The sequence below is a fragment of the Massilia sp. METH4 genome (genome assembly GCF_037094685.1).
Taxonomy (GTDB): Bacteria; Pseudomonadota; Gammaproteobacteria; order Burkholderiales; family Burkholderiaceae_D; genus Rugamonas.
The window spans coordinates 6,123,206-6,140,398 of sequence record NZ_CP146614.1 but is presented as its reverse complement, the minus strand read 5'-3'; the positions used below and the strand labels follow the sequence as shown (position 1 = coordinate 6,140,398).

Annotated in this window: 13 protein-coding genes; 7 read left to right on the top strand and 6 right to left on the bottom strand. The window is 66.6% G+C overall.

Annotated elements, in window-relative coordinates; genetic code table 11:
• Window positions 1–3: 3 nt before the first annotated feature.
• The 5 genes from ligA (at window position 4) to V6Z91_RS26745 (ending at window position 7,078) form a co-directional block, all read left to right on the top strand.
• Window positions 4–2,346 (top strand): NAD-dependent DNA ligase LigA, encoded by a 2,343-nt coding sequence (ligA, locus tag V6Z91_RS26765; protein WP_338763457.1) that lies wholly within the window; start codon window positions 4–6, stop codon window positions 2,344–2,346.
• 172 nt (window positions 2,347–2,518) lie between these two features.
• The gene (gene galU / locus V6Z91_RS26760; protein ID WP_338763455.1) at window positions 2,519–3,403 is read left to right on the top strand and encodes a UTP--glucose-1-phosphate uridylyltransferase GalU; all 885 of its coding nucleotides are present in this window, start codon (window positions 2,519–2,521) and stop codon (window positions 3,401–3,403) included.
• Window positions 3,400–3,936, top strand: coding sequence for a peptide deformylase (def, locus tag V6Z91_RS26755; RefSeq protein WP_338763453.1), 537 nt, complete (start codon window positions 3,400–3,402; stop codon window positions 3,934–3,936). Before galU ends, def begins: the two co-directional genes overlap by 4 nt.
• Window positions 3,937–4,246: 310 nt before the next feature.
• The gene (locus V6Z91_RS26750) at window positions 4,247–6,238 is read left to right on the top strand and encodes an oligopeptide transporter, OPT family (RefSeq protein ID WP_338763451.1); all 1,992 of its coding nucleotides are present in this window, start codon (window positions 4,247–4,249) and stop codon (window positions 6,236–6,238) included.
• 9 nt (window positions 6,239–6,247) lie between these two features.
• The gene (locus V6Z91_RS26745) at window positions 6,248–7,078 is read left to right on the top strand and encodes an aldo/keto reductase (RefSeq protein ID WP_338763449.1); all 831 of its coding nucleotides are present in this window, start codon (window positions 6,248–6,250) and stop codon (window positions 7,076–7,078) included.
• Between the two features lie 174 nt (window positions 7,079–7,252).
• On the opposite strand, the gene V6Z91_RS26740 is transcribed toward V6Z91_RS26745, so the two are convergent.
• Window positions 7,253–8,026 carry a MipA/OmpV family protein gene (locus V6Z91_RS26740; RefSeq protein ID WP_338763446.1) on the bottom strand — a complete coding sequence of 258 codons (774 nt, stop codon included), beginning with the start codon at window positions 8,024–8,026 and terminating at the stop codon, window positions 7,253–7,255.
• A 130-nt stretch (window positions 8,027–8,156) separates the two neighbouring features.
• Between V6Z91_RS26740 and V6Z91_RS26735 the strand changes: the two genes are divergently transcribed.
• Entirely contained in the window at window positions 8,157–8,825 is a 669-nt protein-coding gene (locus tag V6Z91_RS26735) for a response regulator (protein ID WP_338763444.1), read from the top strand.
• Window positions 8,822–10,204 carry an ATP-binding protein gene (locus V6Z91_RS26730; protein ID WP_338763442.1) on the top strand — a complete coding sequence of 461 codons (1,383 nt, stop codon included), beginning with the start codon at window positions 8,822–8,824 and terminating at the stop codon, window positions 10,202–10,204. Before V6Z91_RS26735 ends, V6Z91_RS26730 begins: the two co-directional genes overlap by 4 nt.
• A 73-nt stretch (window positions 10,205–10,277) precedes the next feature.
• Here the strand turns inward: V6Z91_RS26730 and V6Z91_RS26725 are convergent, their stop codons facing one another.
• The 5 genes from V6Z91_RS26725 to V6Z91_RS26705 all read right to left on the bottom strand — a co-directional run bounded on the left by V6Z91_RS26725 (window position 10,278) and on the right by V6Z91_RS26705 (window position 17,037).
• Window positions 10,278–11,183, bottom strand: coding sequence for a PilZ domain-containing protein (locus V6Z91_RS26725; RefSeq protein WP_338763440.1), 906 nt, complete (start codon window positions 11,181–11,183; stop codon window positions 10,278–10,280).
• 103 nt (window positions 11,184–11,286) lie between these two features.
• Window positions 11,287–12,036: a pseudouridine synthase gene (locus V6Z91_RS26720; RefSeq protein ID WP_338763438.1), complete on the bottom strand. Its 750-nt coding sequence runs from the start codon at window positions 12,034–12,036 to the stop codon at window positions 11,287–11,289.
• Between the two features lie 7 nt (window positions 12,037–12,043).
• Window positions 12,044–14,626, bottom strand: a complete 2,583-nt coding sequence (locus V6Z91_RS26715; protein WP_338763436.1) for a [protein-PII] uridylyltransferase — start codon at window positions 14,624–14,626, stop codon at window positions 12,044–12,046.
• A 4-nt stretch (window positions 14,627–14,630) separates the two neighbouring features.
• Window positions 14,631–15,449: a type I methionyl aminopeptidase gene (gene map / locus V6Z91_RS26710; protein ID WP_338763434.1), complete on the bottom strand. Its 819-nt coding sequence runs from the start codon at window positions 15,447–15,449 to the stop codon at window positions 14,631–14,633.
• A 241-nt stretch (window positions 15,450–15,690) separates the two neighbouring features.
• Complete coding sequence (locus tag V6Z91_RS26705; RefSeq protein WP_338763432.1) at window positions 15,691–17,037, bottom strand: PHB depolymerase family esterase; 1,347 nt, start codon at window positions 17,035–17,037, stop codon at window positions 15,691–15,693.
• Window positions 17,038–17,193: the final 156 nt, after the last annotated feature.

The following is a 17,193-nucleotide window of genomic DNA, read 5'->3' as shown; positions in this document are numbered from 1 at the left end:
TAAATGAGCCAAGACCTCCAGAGCCCCGCCGAACGCGCCGCATGGCTGACGTCGGAGCTGAACCGTCACCTGCATGCCTACCACGTGCTGGATGCGCCAACGATCCCCGACGCCGAGTACGACAAGCTGTTCGCCGAGCTGCAGCAGCTCGAGGCGCGGCATCCGGAACTGGCCTTGCCCGATTCGCCCACGCAGCGCGTGGGCGCGCCGCCGGGCGAGCAGTTCGCGGCCGTGACGCACGCGGTGCCGATGCTGTCGCTGAACAACGGTTTTACCGACGAGGACATCGAAAACTTCGACCGCCGCGTGCGTGAAGGACTCGACGCGGTGCAGGTCGACTATGCGGCCGAGCTGAAATTCGACGGCCTGGCCATCAACCTGCGCTACGAGAACGGCGTGTTCGTGCAGGCCGCCACGCGCGGCGACGGCTATACGGGCGAGGACGTGTCGACCAACATCCGCACGATCAAGTCGATTCCGCTGCGCCTGCACGGGAACGACCTGCCGGAAGTGCTCGAGGTGCGCGGCGAAGTACTGATGTTCAAGGCCGATTTCGCCGCCATGAACGAGCGCCAGCGCGCGGCCGGGCAGAAGGAATTCGTCAACCCGCGCAATGCCGCCGCCGGTGCGCTGCGCCAGCTCGATTCGCGCATTACCGCCCAGCGCAAGCTGCGCTTCTTCGCCTACGGCATCGGCGAACTCGTGGGCGCGGACATGCCCGCGACCCATTCCGGCCTGCTGGACTGGTACGCGGAACTGGGCCTGCCGGTGGCGAAGGAACGCGCCGTGGTGACGGGCAAGGATGGCCTGCTCGAGTTTTACGCACGGATCGGCAAGGCCCGGCCGGCGATGCCGTACGAGATCGATGGCGTCGTCTACAAGGTCAACCGCGTGGAAGACCAGCGCGCCCTTGGCTTCGTCTCGCGCGCGCCGCGCTTCGCGCTGGCCCATAAGTTCCCGGCCGAAGAGGCGCTGACCACGGTGCAGGCGATCGAGGTGCAGGTGGGCCGCACCGGCGCCATCACGCCGGTGGCGCGGCTGGTGCCCGTGTTCGTGGGCGGCGTGACCGTCACCAACGCCACGCTGCACAACGAGGACGAGGTGCGCCGCAAGGATGTGCGCGTGGGCGATACCGTCATCGTGCGCCGTGCCGGCGACGTGATCCCCGAGGTGCTGGCGGTGGTGCTGGACAAGCGGCCCACGCCGGAGCCGGCGGCCTATGTGCTGCCGAATACCTGCCCCGTGTGCGGCTCGCACGTGGTGCGCGAGGAAGGCGAGGCGGTGGCGCGCTGCTCCGGCGGCCTGACGTGCGCGGCCCAGCGCAAGGAAGCGATCCGCCACTTCGCCGGCCGCCGCATGATGGATATCGAAGGCCTGGGCGACCGCTACATCGACAGCCTCGTCGAATGCAACCTGGTGCATGGCGTGGCGGACCTGTACAAGCTGACGCTGGACGACCTGCTGCGCATGAAGCTGGCGGCCGACGAGCGCGACGGCACCACGCCGGAGACGGTCAAGCAGGGCAAGGTGGCGACCAAGTGGGCCGACAACCTGCTGGCCGCGATCGAGGCCAGCAAGAAGCCGCCGCTGGAACGGCTGCTGTTTGCGCTGGGCATCCGGCACGTGGGCGAATCGACGGGCAAGACGCTGGCCGACTGGCTCGGCAAGTTCGAGCTGGTGCGCCGCGCCCCGGCCGCGCTGCTGCGGGTGCTGCCGGACATCGGCGGCACGGTGGCCGAATCGATCGCCGACTTCTTCGCGGAAGAGAAGAACCAGCAGGCCATCGACGCGCTGCTCGCCGCCGGCGTGACGCCGCAGGGCGAGCATGCGCCGAAGGCGCAGCTGCGCGAGAAGCTCGACGAAGTGAAGCTGCTCGCCGCCCTGGGCATCCCGAAGCTCACCGAGCCGCGCGCAAGGCAGTTGCTGGCCGATGGCATGACCTTGGAAAAGCTGGCGTTCCAGAAGGTGTTCGGCGTGTATGGCCTGCCGGCCAACGTCGTCGCTTCGCTCGAGGAGTGGATGGCATCGCAGGCGAACCGGGACATGCTGATGTCGCTCTCCGCGCTGCGTACCGAGCTGCTCGAACAGCTGCCGGACACGGCCGCCGTCGAAGAAGGGCCGCTGGCGGGCAAGACCTTCGTGCTGACCGGCACGCTGCCGACCCTGTCGCGCGACGCCGCCGGCGCCATGATCGAAGCGGCGGGCGGCAAGGTTTCCGGTTCCGTCTCGAAGAAAACCTCGTACGTGGTCGCCGGCGCCGAAGCCGGCAGCAAGCTCGCGAAAGCCGAGGAACTCGGCGTCACGATCCTGGACGAAGCAGCCCTGCTGGCGCTGCTGGGCAAATAGTTGCACCAAAACCGGTGGTGGAGCAGGGGTTTCGCAGAGCATGCTCTGCGCCTGCGGAACGAATGATGGCTTGCAAGCCATCATCCAGCCCAGGCACCGGTTTCTTTGCAACATTTCCTGGAAAACGGTGCCTGTCACCGGTTTTTCTGCAAGATTTCTGGCGAGAACAAAGATGAACGCAATCCGCAAAGCCGTTTTCCCCGTCGCCGGCCTGGGCAGCCGTTTCCTCCCCGCCACCAAGGCGCAGCCAAAGGAGATGCTGCCCATCGTCGACAAGCCGCTCATCCAGTATGCCGTGGAGGAGGCGGTGGCGGCGGGCATTACCGACCTGGTCTTCATCACCGGCCGCAACAAGCGCGCCATCGAAGACCATTTCGACAAGGCCTACGAGCTGGAAGCGGAACTGGAGGCGGCAAACAAGCAGCAGTTGCTGGAACTGGTGCAGAACGTGATTCCCAAGCACGTGAACTGCATCTACATCCGCCAGTCCGCGCCGCTGGGCCTGGGCCACGCGGTGCTGTGCGCGCGGCCCATCGTCGGCGACGAACCGTTTGCGGTGCTGCTGGCGGACGATTTCATGGATACGCCCGAGGACGTGCGGCCAGTGCTGGCGCAGATGACGGAACGCTACGACTTCGAGCGCGCCAGCCTGCTGGCCGTGCAGGAAGTGCCGCGCGAGCAGACGCGCCAGTACGGCATCGTCAGCGCCTCGCCGTATCGCGACAGGCTCGAGCTGGTATCGGGCATCGTCGAGAAACCGAAACCCGAGGAGGCGCCGTCCACGCTCGCCGTGGTGGGCCGCTACGTGTTGTCGGCGCGCATCTTCGATTTCCTCGAGCAGGTCGGCATGGGCGCCGGCGGCGAGATCCAGCTGACCGACGGCATCGCCGCGCTGCTGCAGCACGAGCGCGTACTGGCCTACCGCTACGAAGGCCAGCGCTATGACTGCGGCTCCAAGCTGGGCTACCTGAAAGCTACCGTGGCGATGGGCTTGAAGCACCCGGAAACGGGTGCCGCCTTCGCCGAATTCGTGGCGCAAACCAGGGAGACGCTGTGACCGTCCGTGAAATCCTCAAGATGGGCGATGCCCGCCTGTTGCGGCAGGCCGACCCGGTGCGCGACTTCGGCACGCCCGCGCTGCATGCGCTGATCGCCGACATGTTCGACACGATGCACGCCGCCAATGGCGCCGGCCTGGCCGCGCCGCAGATCGGCGTGAACCTGCAGGTGATGATCTTCGGCTTCAAGTCGAACCCGCGCTACCCCGATGCGCCGCAAGTGCCGGAGACGGTGCTGATCAACCCGGTGCTCACGCCCTTGTCGGAAGAGAAGGAAGAGGGCTTCGAAGGCTGCCTGTCCGTGCCCGGCCTGCGCGGCAGCGTGCCGCGCTACACGCGGCTGCATTACGAAGGCTTCGACCAGCACGGTAACCGCATTTCGCGCGATGCCGAGGGCTTCCATGCGCGGGTCGTGCAGCACGAGGTGGATCATCTGCACGGCATCCTGTATCCGAGCCGGATCGTCGATTTCAGCAAGTTCGGCTTCACCAGCGTGATGTTTCCGGAGCTGGACCCGAACGACGACGATTGAGGCTGGCGCGGCGCCGCACGTCCTGCACCCAACGGCAGGGACCGGGTCCGACCCGGCGGGTCGGACCCCGGCATCCGCCGCGGGGTATACGCGCTGGTGTCGCACACTTTTTCCGGGCCTTTCCCGGAAAAAGTGTGCGACACCGGTTTTCTCATCCCACAGCCCGCAAACACTGCATTTCGATATGCGCCAGCAATCATTGGCGCCGCACCAAATCTGTCGTAATATCCCGCCCAGCATTGACCACCCTCATTGACCATACGATAACAATCCTGGATCACAAATCCGGGGGCTACCGGGAGAAACCAGGATGAGCCAACCCTCTTCGTCCAATCCACTTGAATTTTCGGCGCGGGGGATCATCCTCGGCATCCTCATCACGCTCGTCTTCACGGCCGCCCAAGTCTATCTCGGCCTGAGAGTCGGCCTTACCTTCGCCACGTCGATTCCTGCCGCCGTCATCTCGATGGCGCTGCTGTCGGCGTTCAAGGACGCAACGATCCAGGAAAACAATATCGTGCAGACGATCGCCTCGGCCGCCGGCACGCTGGCTTCGGTGATCTTCGTGCTGCCCGGCCTCCTGATGGTCGGCTGGTGGGCCGAGATCCCGTTCTGGCCCACCTTCGGTGCTTGTGCCATCGGCGGCGTGCTGGGCGTGATGTACACGATCCCGCTGCGCCGCGCCCTTGTCGCGGAATCGAAGCTGCCGTACCCGGAAGGCGTGGCCGCGGCCGAGGTGCTGAAGGTGGGCACGCAGTCGCGCGCCGGTGCCCAGGAAGGGAAGGCGGGCCTGAAGGCCGTGATCCTGGGCACGCTCGCTTCGGCCGGCTTCGCCGCATTGGCCGGTGCCAAGCTGGTATCCCACGAGGTGGCGTATTACTTCCGCTTCGGCGGCGGCACCGCCGCCACGGGCCTGGGCGCTTCCACGTCGCTCGCGCTGGTCGGCGCCGGTCACCTGATGGGCATCACGGTCGGCATTGCCATGCTGGTCGGCCTCGTGATCGCCTGGGGCATCCTGGTGCCGATCCTCACGGCGGTCACGCCGATGGCCGCCGGCGCATCGGTCGCCGACCACGCGCTGGGCGTGTGGAGCACCCAGGTACGCATGATGGGCGCGGGCACGATCGGTGCCGCGGCCATCGTCACGCTGGCAACGCTGGCCAAGCCCGTGCTGGGCGGCCTGAAGTCGGCGCTGGCCGCGTCACGCGCGGCGAAACACGGCGGCGCCGAAGTGCCGCGCGTGGAGCGCGATGTGCCGATCTTCATCGTCGGCCTCGTCACGCTGATCGCCATGGTGCCGGCGGGCTGGCTGCTGTCGGCCTTCCTTCAAGGCGGCGTGCTCGCATCGGTCGCCACGCCGCTGGTGGCCGTCGGCATCGGCTACATCCTCGTGGCCGGCCTGCTGGCCGCTGCCGTATGCGGCTACATGGCAGGCCTGATCGGTTCCTCGAATTCGCCCGTCTCCGGCATCGCGATCCTGACGATCCTCGGCGCCGCCACCTCGGTCGGTTTTGTCGGCCGCGAACTGATGGGCCCCGATGTCGCCAAGGCGCTGATCGCGTTCTCGCTGTTCGTCACCACGGTGGTGCTGGCGGTGGCCGTGATCGGCAACGACAATTTGCAAGACCTGAAGACCGGCCAGCTGGTCGGCGCCACGCCGTGGAAGCAGCAGGTGGCGCTGGTCATCGGCGTGTTCGCGGGTTCCTGCGTGGTGCCCTTCGTGCTGGACCTGCTGAACGAGGCCTACGGCTTCGCCGGCGCGCCGAACCAGAACGCCATCTCGAACCAGCCGCTGGCGGCGCCGCAAGCCACGCTGATTTCCACGCTGGCGCGCGGCGTCATCTCCCACGACCTGCCGTGGGGCCTGATCGGCTGGGGCGCCCTCATCGGCCTGATACTGGTGGCGATCGATTTCGTGCTGAAGAAATCGAGCCACGGCAAATACAGCCTGCCACCGCTGGGTGTCGGCCTGGCCGTGTACCTGCCTTCCTCCGTGACCGCGCCGGTCGTGGTGGGCGCCGTCGCCGGCTACTATTTCGAGAAGTCGATGCGCGGCAAGACGTATGGCGAAGCCGCCTCGCGCGTGGGCGTGCTCGTGATGTCGGGCTTCATCGTCGGCGAAAGCCTGTTCAACGTGGCGCTCGCCGCGCTGATCGTGCTCACCGGCGATGCGGAGCCGCTGGCCCTGGGCGGCGGTGTCGACGAATCGACCGGCATGCTGATCGCCCTGGCCGTCGGCGCCGCGATCCTTGTCACGCTGTATCGTTGGGCCGCGAATTCCGCACGCAGGATCGAGGTATAAGGAGGGCAAATGAACCCCATTGCGCAGCACCGGCTGGGTCAGGGCACGTGGTACATGGGCGAAGACCCCGCCCACCAGGACGAAGAGGTACGCGCGCTGCAACTGGGCCTGGACCTCGGCATCACGCTGGTCGACACGGCCGAGATGTACGGCGAAGGCGGCGCGGAGCGCGTGGTCGGCGCCGCGATTGCCGGCCGGCGCGACGAGGTCACGCTCGTCAGCAAGGTGTACCCGCACAACGCCGGGCGCAGCGAGGTGCAGCGGGCGTGCGAACGCAGCCTGGCCCGGCTTGGCACCGACCGCATCGACCTGTACCTGCTGCACTGGCGCGGCGGCGTGCCGCTGGCCGAAACGCTGGAAGGCTTCGAGAAACTGCGCGCGGCTGGCAAGATACTCGCCTACGGCGTCAGCAATTTCGATACGGCCGACATGCAGGAAGCCTTGCGCGCGCCGGGCGGCAAGGCGATCGCCGCCAACCAGGTGATGTACAACCTGCGCCGGCGCGGCATCGAGTTCGACTTGCTGCCGTGGTGCCGCGAACACGGCATTCCCGTGATGGCGTACTCGCCTCTCGAGTCGGACCGGCGCGAGCAACAACGGCTGTTCGCCGACCCCGCGCTGCGGCAGGTCGCCGCCCGGCATGGCGCCACGCCCGCGCAGATCGCCCTGGCCTTCCTGTTCGCGCAGGATGGCGTGTGCGCGATCCCGAAAGCTGTCCAGCCCGACCACGTGCGCGCCAACCGCGCCGCGCTGGATATCGTGCTGACGCCCGAAGACCTCGCGACCCTGGACGCCGCTTTCCCCGCCCCGAAGCGGAAAGTGGCGCTGGATATCCTGTAAACCGGTACAGGCACCGATCTCGCCGAATGTTGCAAGAAAACCGGTGACAGGCACCGGTCTTCGGGAAATATTTCAAAAAAGGCGGTGCCTGTCACCGGTTTTCGGGAAATGTTCCGAAAAAGGCGGTGCCTGTCACCGGTTTTGTCACCGATTTTGGCTACCGCTCTGCGGTGCTTAGAAGCTGTACGTCGCGTAGACGGCGCCTGCCGCGGAGCGGGGGCGTTTCGTGATCGGGCTGTTGGCGGCGTCGCGGGTCAGGGCGACGGCGCTCAGGGTGCCGGTCACGCCCCAGCGCGTGTCGATCATGTGCTTCCACGTCATCCCCAGTTCGACCTCGTACAGGCCGCCCTTCGGCCGATACTGCCGATAGCCGGAGCGGGCCGATTGCGTGGCCGTCACCCCGTAATACGTCTGCATGTAGTCGCGGTCGGCGATGTTCGCGGCGAGGCTCAGCGTGACGTGGTCGCGGGCCTGCTGGTACAGCGTGCCGGTCAGGCCGACGCCGATCTGGCGTCCGTTCTCGCGCTTGCTGACGGGCAGCTCGGCGTGCCATTCCAGCGCCAGGCCATCGACGATGTCCCAGCTGGCGCCGAGCACTGCGGTGGCGCTGCCTTTCACGTCGCCCATGCCGCGCAGCGCCGGGCTGCCGCTGGCGCCGCCGATGCCGCTGCGGTCCTTCTCGGAGCGTTCGCCGCGGTACCCCAATGCGGCCGACAGATAGACCGGTCCTACCGCGCCGCCATAGCCGATGCCGCGCAAGGTGCTTGCGTAGAAGCCGTTGGCCATCTGGTAGTCGATCGCCAGCAGCGGCCCGATCACGTAGTCGTCGGCGCCCGAATAGCGCGCCGCGCCGGCAATGCCGGCACCGAAGGTGAGCACGTTGTCCTCGGCCTGCGCGCAGGCTGCGCACGCCAGCAGGACGATGGCGGCCAGGTTGTTCTTGTTCATCGCATATCCCTGTGAGTTCTGGAGCGCACAGTGTCGGGGGCGCGCATGAAGGAAACCTGAGCCGATCATGAAGATTGCATGAAGATAAATCTTCACACTTTCTTCACGTGGCGATGGTGTAATACGCCTCATGAAAATTCTGCTCATCGAAGACGACCTGGATCTCGGCAACGGCGTGCGCATCGCGCTGGCCGACCAGGGCATGGATGTCATCTGGGTGCGCCACATGGCCGCCGCCGACGAATACCTGGATGGGGAGCGCTGCGACCTGGTGCTGCTGGACCTGGGCCTGCCCGATGGCGACGGCCTGCACCTGCTCGCGAAACTGCGCCGCAACCGCAGCGGCGTGCCGGTGCTGATCCTGTCGGCGCGCGACGCCTTGCCGGACCGCCTGCAGGGCCTGGACACGGGCGCCGACGATTACCTGGTGAAACCGTTCGAGCTGGCCGAATTGCTGTCGCGTGTGCGCGCGCTGGCCCGCCGCAGCTATGGCTTCGACGGCGCCACGCTGGAACTGCGCGGCCTGTGCCTGCACCTGCCCACGCGCCGCGTCGCGGTGCAGGGCAGGCCCGTGGACCTGACGGCCAGCGAGTACGAGCTGCTGAAAACGCTGATGATGCGCGCCGATCGCGTGGTCACGCGCCGCAGCCTGGAAGAAAGCGCGCTGCCGGGTGCCCAGGCCAATGCCAGCAATTCGCTGGATGTGCACATGGCGAACCTGCGCCGCAAGATCGGCGAGGGTTACATCCGCACCGTGCGCGGCGTGGGCTACGTGATCGACCAGGAACCGGCCCGATGACCCGCCTGATGCGCCGCATTCTCGAGCCGAGCCTGATGCGCCGCCTGCTGCTGGCGCAGATGCTCTTGCTGGCCCTGTTGTGGACGCTCAGCGCCGCCTTCGTGGTGTATGAGAGCGGCAGGGATGACTCGGGCCTGAAGCAGGAAGCGGTGTTCGACGCCATGCTGCTGGTGGCCGATCAGCTGACCGGCTCCCCGGCGCAGCAGCGCGAGACGTTCCGGTATATCGAACGCGCCCTGGCCGAGGATGTGGAAGGGGACATGGCGCCGCGCATGCTGGTCGAGCGGGATGGCCGTGTCCTGTACCGGAGCGCCGACCTGCCCGCCGGCGTGGGCACCCGGCAAACCGATTCGATCGAAACCCTGGCGTTCAACGGCAAGCGCTGGCGTGCGCGCACGAAGGTATCGCCACGCAGCGGCCTGCGCCTGACCTTGATCGTGGCGGCGGACCCGATGAATATCTTCCTCACGCTCAACTCCAAGGGCTTCTATCTGCTGCCCCTGATGATCAGCATCCCTTTCCTGGCCTTGCCTGCGTGGCTGTCGATCCGCCTCGCCTTGCGGCCGTGGAACGCCGTGGCGCGCGAGGTGGGCTCGCGTGGCCCGCACGACCTTGCGCCGCTGTCGTTCCGGCCACGCCACCGCGAATTGCGCGCGATGGTCGACAGCATCGATACGTTGATGCGCCGATTGAAGGAAGCGACCGCCCGCGAGCGCGCCTTCATCGCCGATGCGGCGCACGAGCTGCGCACGCCGCTGGCTGCGATGCGCATCAATGTGGAAGCGCTGCAGGCGCAGGCCTCCGGGCCGCGCCAGCGCGAACTGCTGGCCGGGGTCGTCAGCAGCGTGGCCCGCGCTGGCCGGCTCGTCGGCCAGCTGTTGAACCTGATGCGCAGCGATGCCGCGGCGGTCGAGCAAGCCGAGGCGGTGGCGCTCGACGCGCTGCTCCAGGACCGGATGGCGGCATTGTCCGCCATCGCCGATGCGCGTGGCGTGGAGATGGCGCTGGACGCGGAGCCGGGGCTGGCGGTGCGTGGCTGGCGCGAGAGCCTCACGTCGCTGATCGACAACCTCGTCGACAACGCCATCAAGTACGGCCCGGAGCGGGGTACGGTCGACGTGCGGCTGCAACGGGAAGGCGATCATGCGCTGCTGACGGTGACGGACGAAGGGCCCGGCATCGCACCTGCGCTGCGCGAGCGCGTGTTCGACCGGTTCTTCCGGGACCCGGCGCAGGCGCAGGGCGGCAGCGGGCTGGGTTTGGCGATCGCGCTGGCGGCCGTGGAGCGGCACGGCGGCGAGATCGGGCTGGAGGGGAAGGAAGAGGGAAGCGGGTTGCGGGCTTGGGTGAAGTTGCCGGCAATGGAGGTTGTTCGTTGATGCATCAGGGGAGAACCGGTGTCGGACACCTTTTTCCGGATGAGGCCCGGAAAAAGATGTCCGACACCGAGGCTCATCGGCGCCCCATCGCCATCTTCTTGATCGCCCTGTCCACCTCTTCCTGCATCTGCGGCGACAGGTTGACGAAGCGGCAGCCGATCTGCATCTGTTCGCCCAGCAGGAAGGAGCGGAAGCGGCGCGACAGCCGCACTTCGAGGTCGCAGATCACGACCGTCTCGCCCAGTTCCAGCCGCACGCGCTGGAGCTTGCGGCCGGTGTGCAGGCCGGGTGCGTCGCGCGGGGCGCAGCGCATGCCGATGCCGCCGGTGGCCACGTCGTACAGCTGCAGCTCGAACGGGGTGCCGAACAGCACGAAGGAAGCGGTGTAGTTGCCCGCCAGCGGCGTTTCCAGGCGCGCGGCACTGCGGCGGTTCAGTACTTGGCAATGCTCGGGGAATGGCGCCGGCACCAGGTCGACCGTGCCGGGGAGCGGCGTCCAGTCGTCCGTGAGTTCGAACTGGCAGCGCGCCGATTCGAGACGGCTCACGAACGTGCAGCGACCCGGCGGCAGTACCACGCCGTCGTTCAGTTGCAGTGTGAAGCGGGGCTCGGCGGCATCCACGGCCAGGATGCGGGCCAGTTGCGGACCCAGCGTGGCGTCGGCCGTGTAGAGCGTGACCGCGTCGCCGCGGTCGCAGATGGTCTGCAGCGCGTCGCGGATCGCGGCCGCGTCGGAAACGTCGTGGGTTGGTGCTCCAAGGGGAATACGGTCGATGATGTCGGCCGCGCGGGGCTGCCCAGTACGGCGCGGTGGCAGGCCCGGCATCAGCAGGTGGCCGGCAGCCTCCGTGCGCACATATTCCTTCACGCCGGCATCGGCTGGCGGCAGGGCGGCGCCTTTCGGCCGCAGTTGCGCACTGAAGCGCCGAACGGCAGGCGAATGCAGCCATGCCAGGTGATCGCGGAGGTTTTTAGGCATGAAAGTCAGGGCATGATCGGCGGTTGAATTCCAAGGATACCAGTATTGATTTGATCCGAGGCAACATTATTGCCGTACAGCTAGCTCCAGCGAGATTCTGTGGCTAAAAACGCTCATCCGGTCCGAGATAGCGCCACTGTCCAGTGGGCAGTTCGCCAAGCTTGACGCGGCCGATCCGCACGCGCTTCAATCCGATCACCTTCAGCCCCACCATCTCGCACATGCGGCGGATCTGGCGCTTCTTGCCTTCCCTTAGCGTAAACGACAGCTGATCGTCGTTCTGCCAGCGCACCTTGGCCGGCAGCAGCGGTTTGCCATCCATCCACAGGCCGTGGTTAAGCTTCTTCAGGTCCGCGTCCGGCAGCTTGCCGGGCTTCGTGTACTGTACGCGCACCAGGTATTCCTTGTCGATGTCCGTGTCGTGGCCGATCAGGTGCTTGGCAACGCGGCCATCCTGCGTGAGCACCAGCAGGCCGACGGAGTCGATGTCCAGCCGCCCCGCTGGCACGAGGCTGCGCAGCTGGGTGGGGTGGAACTGCTCGGGCGAGGTGTCGCCGCTCCAGCGGTTTTCCGGCTTGACCAGGGTGACGGCCGGCTGGTAGCCATCCTCGGCCTGGCCGCTCACATAGCCCATCGGCTTGTTGATGAGGATCGTCACGCGCTTGCTCTGCTCGGCGGCGGCCTGCCGCTCGACGGTGACTTTCTGGCTCGGGTAGACCTTCGTGCCCAGTTCGGAGACGACCTTGCCGTCCACCCGCACCCAGCCCTTGGCGATCCATTCGTCGGCTTCGCGGCGCGAGCACAACCCCAGTTCGGACATGCGTTTCGATAAACGCAAAAGTTCTTCGGACATTACAAAATCAGACTTTCAAGGCTTCCAATAAATCGGTTTCAAGCTGCAATTGCGTGCGCGCGTTCGACAGCGTGGGGCCGTCGACGATGAACACGTCTTCCACGCGCTCGCCCAGGGTCATCACCTTGGCGGTGTGCAGGTTCACGCGGTATTTCACGAGCACGTTGGCGATCGAGTACAGCAGGCCGGTGCGGTCGTTCGCGGTGACGGACAGCAGGTAGTACTGGCCCCGCTCGTCGGGCCGCAGGTCCACGGTCGGCTGGATCGGGAACGTGCGTGACAGCCGCGACAGGCGCCCGCGCACCGGCGGCTGCATGGGGGCCTGCGATTGCAGCAGGTCGCACAGCTCGTGCTCGATCAGGTTGATGATGTCGCGGTAGCTCTTGGCGAAGCTCTGCTCCGTGACGAGGAAGGTGTCGAGCGCGTAGCCGTGCTTCGTCGTGTGGATCTTCGCATCGAGGATCGAGAAGTTCTTGCGGTCGAAGTAGCCGCAGATGCGCGCGAACAGGTCCGGCTGGTCCTTTACATACACGGCAATCTGCAGGCCTTCGCCGATCGGCGCCAGGCGGCATTTCACCACGGGCGTCGGGCTGTCCAGGCGCTCGTACAGCGCGCGCGTCTGCCAGGCGATGTCGGAGGCGTCGTGGCGCAGGAAGTAGGCCATGTCCAGCTGCTTCCACAGCGCCTCGTGCGCCGTCGGCGGCAGGCCGTACAGGCGCAGCGTGGCCAGCGCTTCCTGCTGGCGGTTCTTCAGCTCGCGGTCGGCCGAATGCGGCTCGCCGCCCAGCACGCGCAGCGTCATCTTGTACAGGTCTTCCAGCAGCTTGGCCTTCCAGGCGTTCCACACCTTCGGGCTCGTGCCGCGGATATCGGCCACCGTGAGCAGGTACAGGCCGGTGAGATGGCGCTCGTCGCGCACCGTCCTGGCAAAGGCTTCGATCACGTCCGGATCGGACAGGTCCTGCTTCTGCGCCACCGTCGACATCAGGAGGTGCTGCTCGACGAGGAAGGCGACGAGCTCCGTCTCGTCCGCGCTCATGCCGTGGTCCTGGCAGAACTGCACGGCATCGGCCACGCCCAGCTTGGAATGGTCGCCGCCGCGGCCCTTGGCGATGTCGTGGAACAGCGCGGCCACGTACAGCAGCCAGTGCTGCGGGTAGTTCGCCATCAGCTGGCTGCAGAACGGGTATTCGTGCGCGTGCTCCGTCATCGTGAAGCGGCGCATGTTGCGCACCACCATCAGGATATGCTGGTCCACCGTGTAGACGTGGAACAGGTCGTGCTGCATCTGCCCCACGATCTTGCGGAAGTTCGGCAGGTAGCGTCCCAGGATCGACAGCTCGTTCATGCGCCGCAGCGCGTGGATGATGCCGGAAGGGGCCTGCAGGATGCGCAGGAAGTAGGCGCGGTTGACGGGATCGGCGCGGAATGCCGAATCGATCTTGAACCGCTCGTGCCACAGCGCGCGCGTGGCGCGGGCCGTGATGCCTTTCAATGCCGGGCGTTCCGTCATCAGCACGAACAGCTCCAGGATCGCCGAGGGCGTGCGCTCGAACACGTCGTCGGCGGCGATGTCGATGAAGCCGTTCACCTCGTTGAAGCGCTCGTTGATGGGCCGCGGCTCGCCGCCCTGCGGGAACAGCATCGCTTCGATGTTCTGCAGCAGGATCGTGTTCAGCTGCACCACGGCTTTTGCGGCCCAGTAGTAGCGCTGCATCAGGTATTCGCTGGCGCGGCGCATGTGCACGCCGTCGCCGGTGGTCTGAAAGCCCAGGCTCTCGGCGATCGCCGTCTGCACGTCGAACACGAGGCGGTCTTCGCGGCGGCCGGCGTGCAGGTGCAGGCGCACGCGGATATCCTTGAAGGCGCGCTCCTTTTCCATCAGCTGGCGCGCCTCGGTTTGCGTGATCAGGCCGCGCGTGGCCAGCGTGCGCCATGAACTGGCCAGGCCGGCGGCCTTGGCCACCCACAGGATCACCTGCAGGTCGCGCAGGCCGCCGGGGCTTTCCTTGCAGTTCGGCTCGAGCGAGAAGGCCGTATCCTCGTACTTCGCGTGGCGCTGGCGCATCTCGCTCGTCTTCGCGTGGAAGAACGCCTGCGGGTCCATCGCCGCATCGTATTCGCGCTGCAGTCGCTCGAACACTTCATGGCTGCCGGTGACGAGGCGCGCTTCGAGCAGGCTCGTTTGCACGGTGATGTCCGCCTCGGATTCGGCCAGGCACTCCTCGACCGTGCGGATCGAGGAACCGATTTCCAGGCCCAGGTCCCACAGCAGCTGCACGAATTCCTCGAGCCGGCGGCGGGTTTCCTCGCCCGGGCTCTTGTGCAGCAGGATCAGCACGTCCACGTCGGAGCAGGGGAACAGCTCGCCGCGGCCATAGCCGCCCACGCCCACGAGCGCCGATTCGGGTGGCAGGCCCGCCGCTTCCCACGCTTGCGTGAGCACCTCGTCCACGCTCTGGCGCAGGCTGCGCAGCAGTTTTTCCGGCTTGCCGTCTTCACGGAAGGTGGCGATCACCACCTGCCGATCCGATTTCAGCCTTCCCTTGAGCTGCTCGCGCAGCTCCTTCTGCGTCGCGTGGGCCAGCATGGGATCAGACCGCAGCTTTTTCGGTGATGAAGGCGGGGGGCGGCGGCGAACCGGCGGACAGGGTCAGCACCTCGTAGCCGGTCTCGGTCACCAGTACCATGTGTTCCCACTGGGCCGAGAGGCTGCGGTCCTTCGTCTTGATCGTCCAGCCGTCGCCCATTTCGCGGATCTCGCGGCGGCCGGCGTTGATCATCGGCTCGATCGTGAAGATCATGCCCGGCTTCATTTCCTCGCCGGTGCCCGGCTTGCCGTAGTGGAGCACCTGGGGCTCTTCATGGAAACCCTTGCCGATGCCGTGGCCGCAGAACTCGCGCACCACGCTGTAGCCGGCCTTCTCGGCATGCTGCTGGATCGCGTGGCCGATGTCGCCGAAGTGGCCGCCCGGGCGCACCTGGGCGATGCCCAGCCACATGCACTCATAGGTGATCTCAGTCAGGCGCTTGGCCAGGATCGTCGGCTGGCCGATGTAGAACATGCGGCTGTTGTCGCCGTGGTAGCCGTCCTTGGTGATGACGGTGATATCCAGGTTCACCACGTCGCCGGCCTTGAGCACCTTGTCGCCCGGGATACCGTGGCAGATCACGTCGTTGACGGACGTGCAGATCGCCTTCGGATACGGCGGGTAGCCGGGCGGCGCATAGTTCAGCGGCGCCGGCACCGTGCCTTGCACATTGGTCATGTACTCGTGGCACAGGCGGTCCAGCTCGCCGGTGGTCACGCCGGGTTTCACGAAGGGAGTGATGTAGTCGAGGACTTCGGCGCCGAGGCGGCCGGCAAGGCGCATGCCTTCGATGTCTTCGGGGGTCTTGATCTGGATTGCCATGTTTCTTGATCTTTGCGGACGACAAACCGAGATTATAAACGAGGGTTGTGGTGGCGGTTGCGGCCGGTCTTTTCAGCCAATAGCCCCCGTGCCTGGTGTTGGACACTATTTTCTGGGGGCCTCATCCAGAAAATGGTGCGACCGCTGCGGCGGACCGACTGGTGTTCGGTTGGACTCGCGACCTCTGGGGAAAACCGGTGTCGCACACCTAAAGGTGTCCGACACCAGCTGGCCCAGCGGATCAAGCGCCGGCCACCTGGCTGAAGAACCTCACCATTTCCCGGCTTGCATCCGGCCCCGTCGGGTCGGTATAGCTCCCGCTGGCGCTTCCGCCAGCCCAGGCGTGCCCGGCGCCATGCAATTCCCAGTGCTCGGCAAGCACCCGTCCATCGGCCGCCCGGTGCACGGTGCGCGTGTACTTGCGCCCCGCGTCGGCCTTGCCCCGCTGAACCTCCGCCGCGCCTGCCTGCCCGACGAGACCGTGTGCCAGCACATCGCTGCCATTCTTCGGATGCACGGTCCGGTCCTTGTCGCCGTGGAAGACAATCAGCGGCGGGCTTGCTACCGGGCGGGACCCGGACGAAGAGCCCTTCTGCATGGCCTGCAAGGCCGAGGGCAAATCCGTCGCACACCCGAACGGCAAGCCGGAATGCACGCCAACCGCCTTGAAGAGCTCGGGGTACAGCGACCCGACCACGACCGCCATGGCGCCGCCGGCCGACAGCCCGGCGATGCCCACCCGCGCCGTGTCTACCTTGTACTCGGCCATCACCTGCCGGGCAATCCCGGCAATGATGGCCGGCTCGCCCTGATCGCGCCGCTGGTCAGCGGCGCTGAACCAGTTCCAGCATTTCGAACTGTTGGCCTGCTGCGATTGCGCCGGGTAAGCGACCAGGCAGCCCGTTTCCTCCGCCACCTGGTTCATGCGGGTGCCGGCGGCGAAATCGTCCGGGTCCTGCGTGCAACCGTGCAGCATTACCACCAGCGACACCGGCTGGCCGTCGCATTTATAGGTGCTCGGCACGTAGAGCTTGTAGCCGCGCGTGCCCGCGGAGCAGGTGTAGCTGGCGCTGTCGAAGCGCGCGCCGTCCGGCAGCGGGGGAGGTGGCGGGCGCTTGCGGCCACCCGGCAGATTGGCATTCTTCAACGCTTCCGGCAGGTTGTCCAGCAGGCCTTCGGGCAGTTTGCCCTGCCATTCGCCTTGCAGGCCGCCCTTGAATTTTTCCTTGAAGCTGTCTGCGAACCCTTCGGGCAGCGTGATGCCGGCCTTGGCCAGCATGTCCGCCATGTCCGGGATGCCGCTCTTCGGACCGGGCTGCTCTTGCGTTGCTCCCTGCGGTGGCGGATCATCGGCGCGCGCCGCCTTGCGGCCCCATGGGGCACGGCGGGGCTGCGGTTTTTCCGGCGGCGGATTCAGATCCTTCATCGTCGCGCCGGGCTGCGCGCCTTTCGTAGGCGGCTCGGCTGCCGGGGCATCATCGCCTGCCAGCGCACGCTGGATCGCGGCGGTGGCGGACAGCGGGCCGTCCTTCATCAAGTCTTGCGTGGCTGCTTGCAAGCGGGCCATCAGTGCGGAATCGAATTTCATATAAAGCCTTTTCGGTTGGCTGTGTGTCTGGGTAACGGAGTGCACCTCGGTGCAAGCTGCCGGGCCAGGGAGGGATGCTCCTTGCAGGGCAGCATCGCCACGCCGGCAAGGAGCTTTGCTCAAATTTCCGGCTACGCCTCGCGGGCGCTGCTCCGG

Coding starts and splice junctions, on each gene's coding strand:
- ligA (WP_338763457.1), top strand. CDS start 4: ATGAGCCAAGACCTCCAGAGCCCCGCCGAACGCGCCGCATGGCTGACG.
- galU (WP_338763455.1), top strand. CDS start 2,519: ATGAACGCAATCCGCAAAGCCGTTTTCCCCGTCGCCGGCCTGGGCAGC.
- V6Z91_RS26750 (WP_338763451.1), top strand. CDS start 4,247: ATGAGCCAACCCTCTTCGTCCAATCCACTTGAATTTTCGGCGCGGGGG.
- V6Z91_RS26745 (WP_338763449.1), top strand. CDS start 6,248: ATGAACCCCATTGCGCAGCACCGGCTGGGTCAGGGCACGTGGTACATG.
- V6Z91_RS26740 (WP_338763446.1), bottom strand. CDS start 8,026: ATGAACAAGAACAACCTGGCCGCCATCGTCCTGCTGGCGTGCGCAGCC.
- V6Z91_RS26735 (WP_338763444.1), top strand. CDS start 8,157: ATGAAAATTCTGCTCATCGAAGACGACCTGGATCTCGGCAACGGCGTG.
- V6Z91_RS26730 (WP_338763442.1), top strand. CDS start 8,822: ATGACCCGCCTGATGCGCCGCATTCTCGAGCCGAGCCTGATGCGCCGC.
- V6Z91_RS26725 (WP_338763440.1), bottom strand. CDS start 11,183: ATGCCTAAAAACCTCCGCGATCACCTGGCATGGCTGCATTCGCCTGCC.
- V6Z91_RS26720 (WP_338763438.1), bottom strand. CDS start 12,036: ATGTCCGAAGAACTTTTGCGTTTATCGAAACGCATGTCCGAACTGGGG.
- V6Z91_RS26715 (WP_338763436.1), bottom strand. CDS start 14,626: ATGCTGGCCCACGCGACGCAGAAGGAGCTGCGCGAGCAGCTCAAGGGA.
- map (WP_338763434.1), bottom strand. CDS start 15,449: ATGGCAATCCAGATCAAGACCCCCGAAGACATCGAAGGCATGCGCCTT.
- V6Z91_RS26705 (WP_338763432.1), bottom strand. CDS start 17,037: ATGAAATTCGATTCCGCACTGATGGCCCGCTTGCAAGCAGCCACGCAA.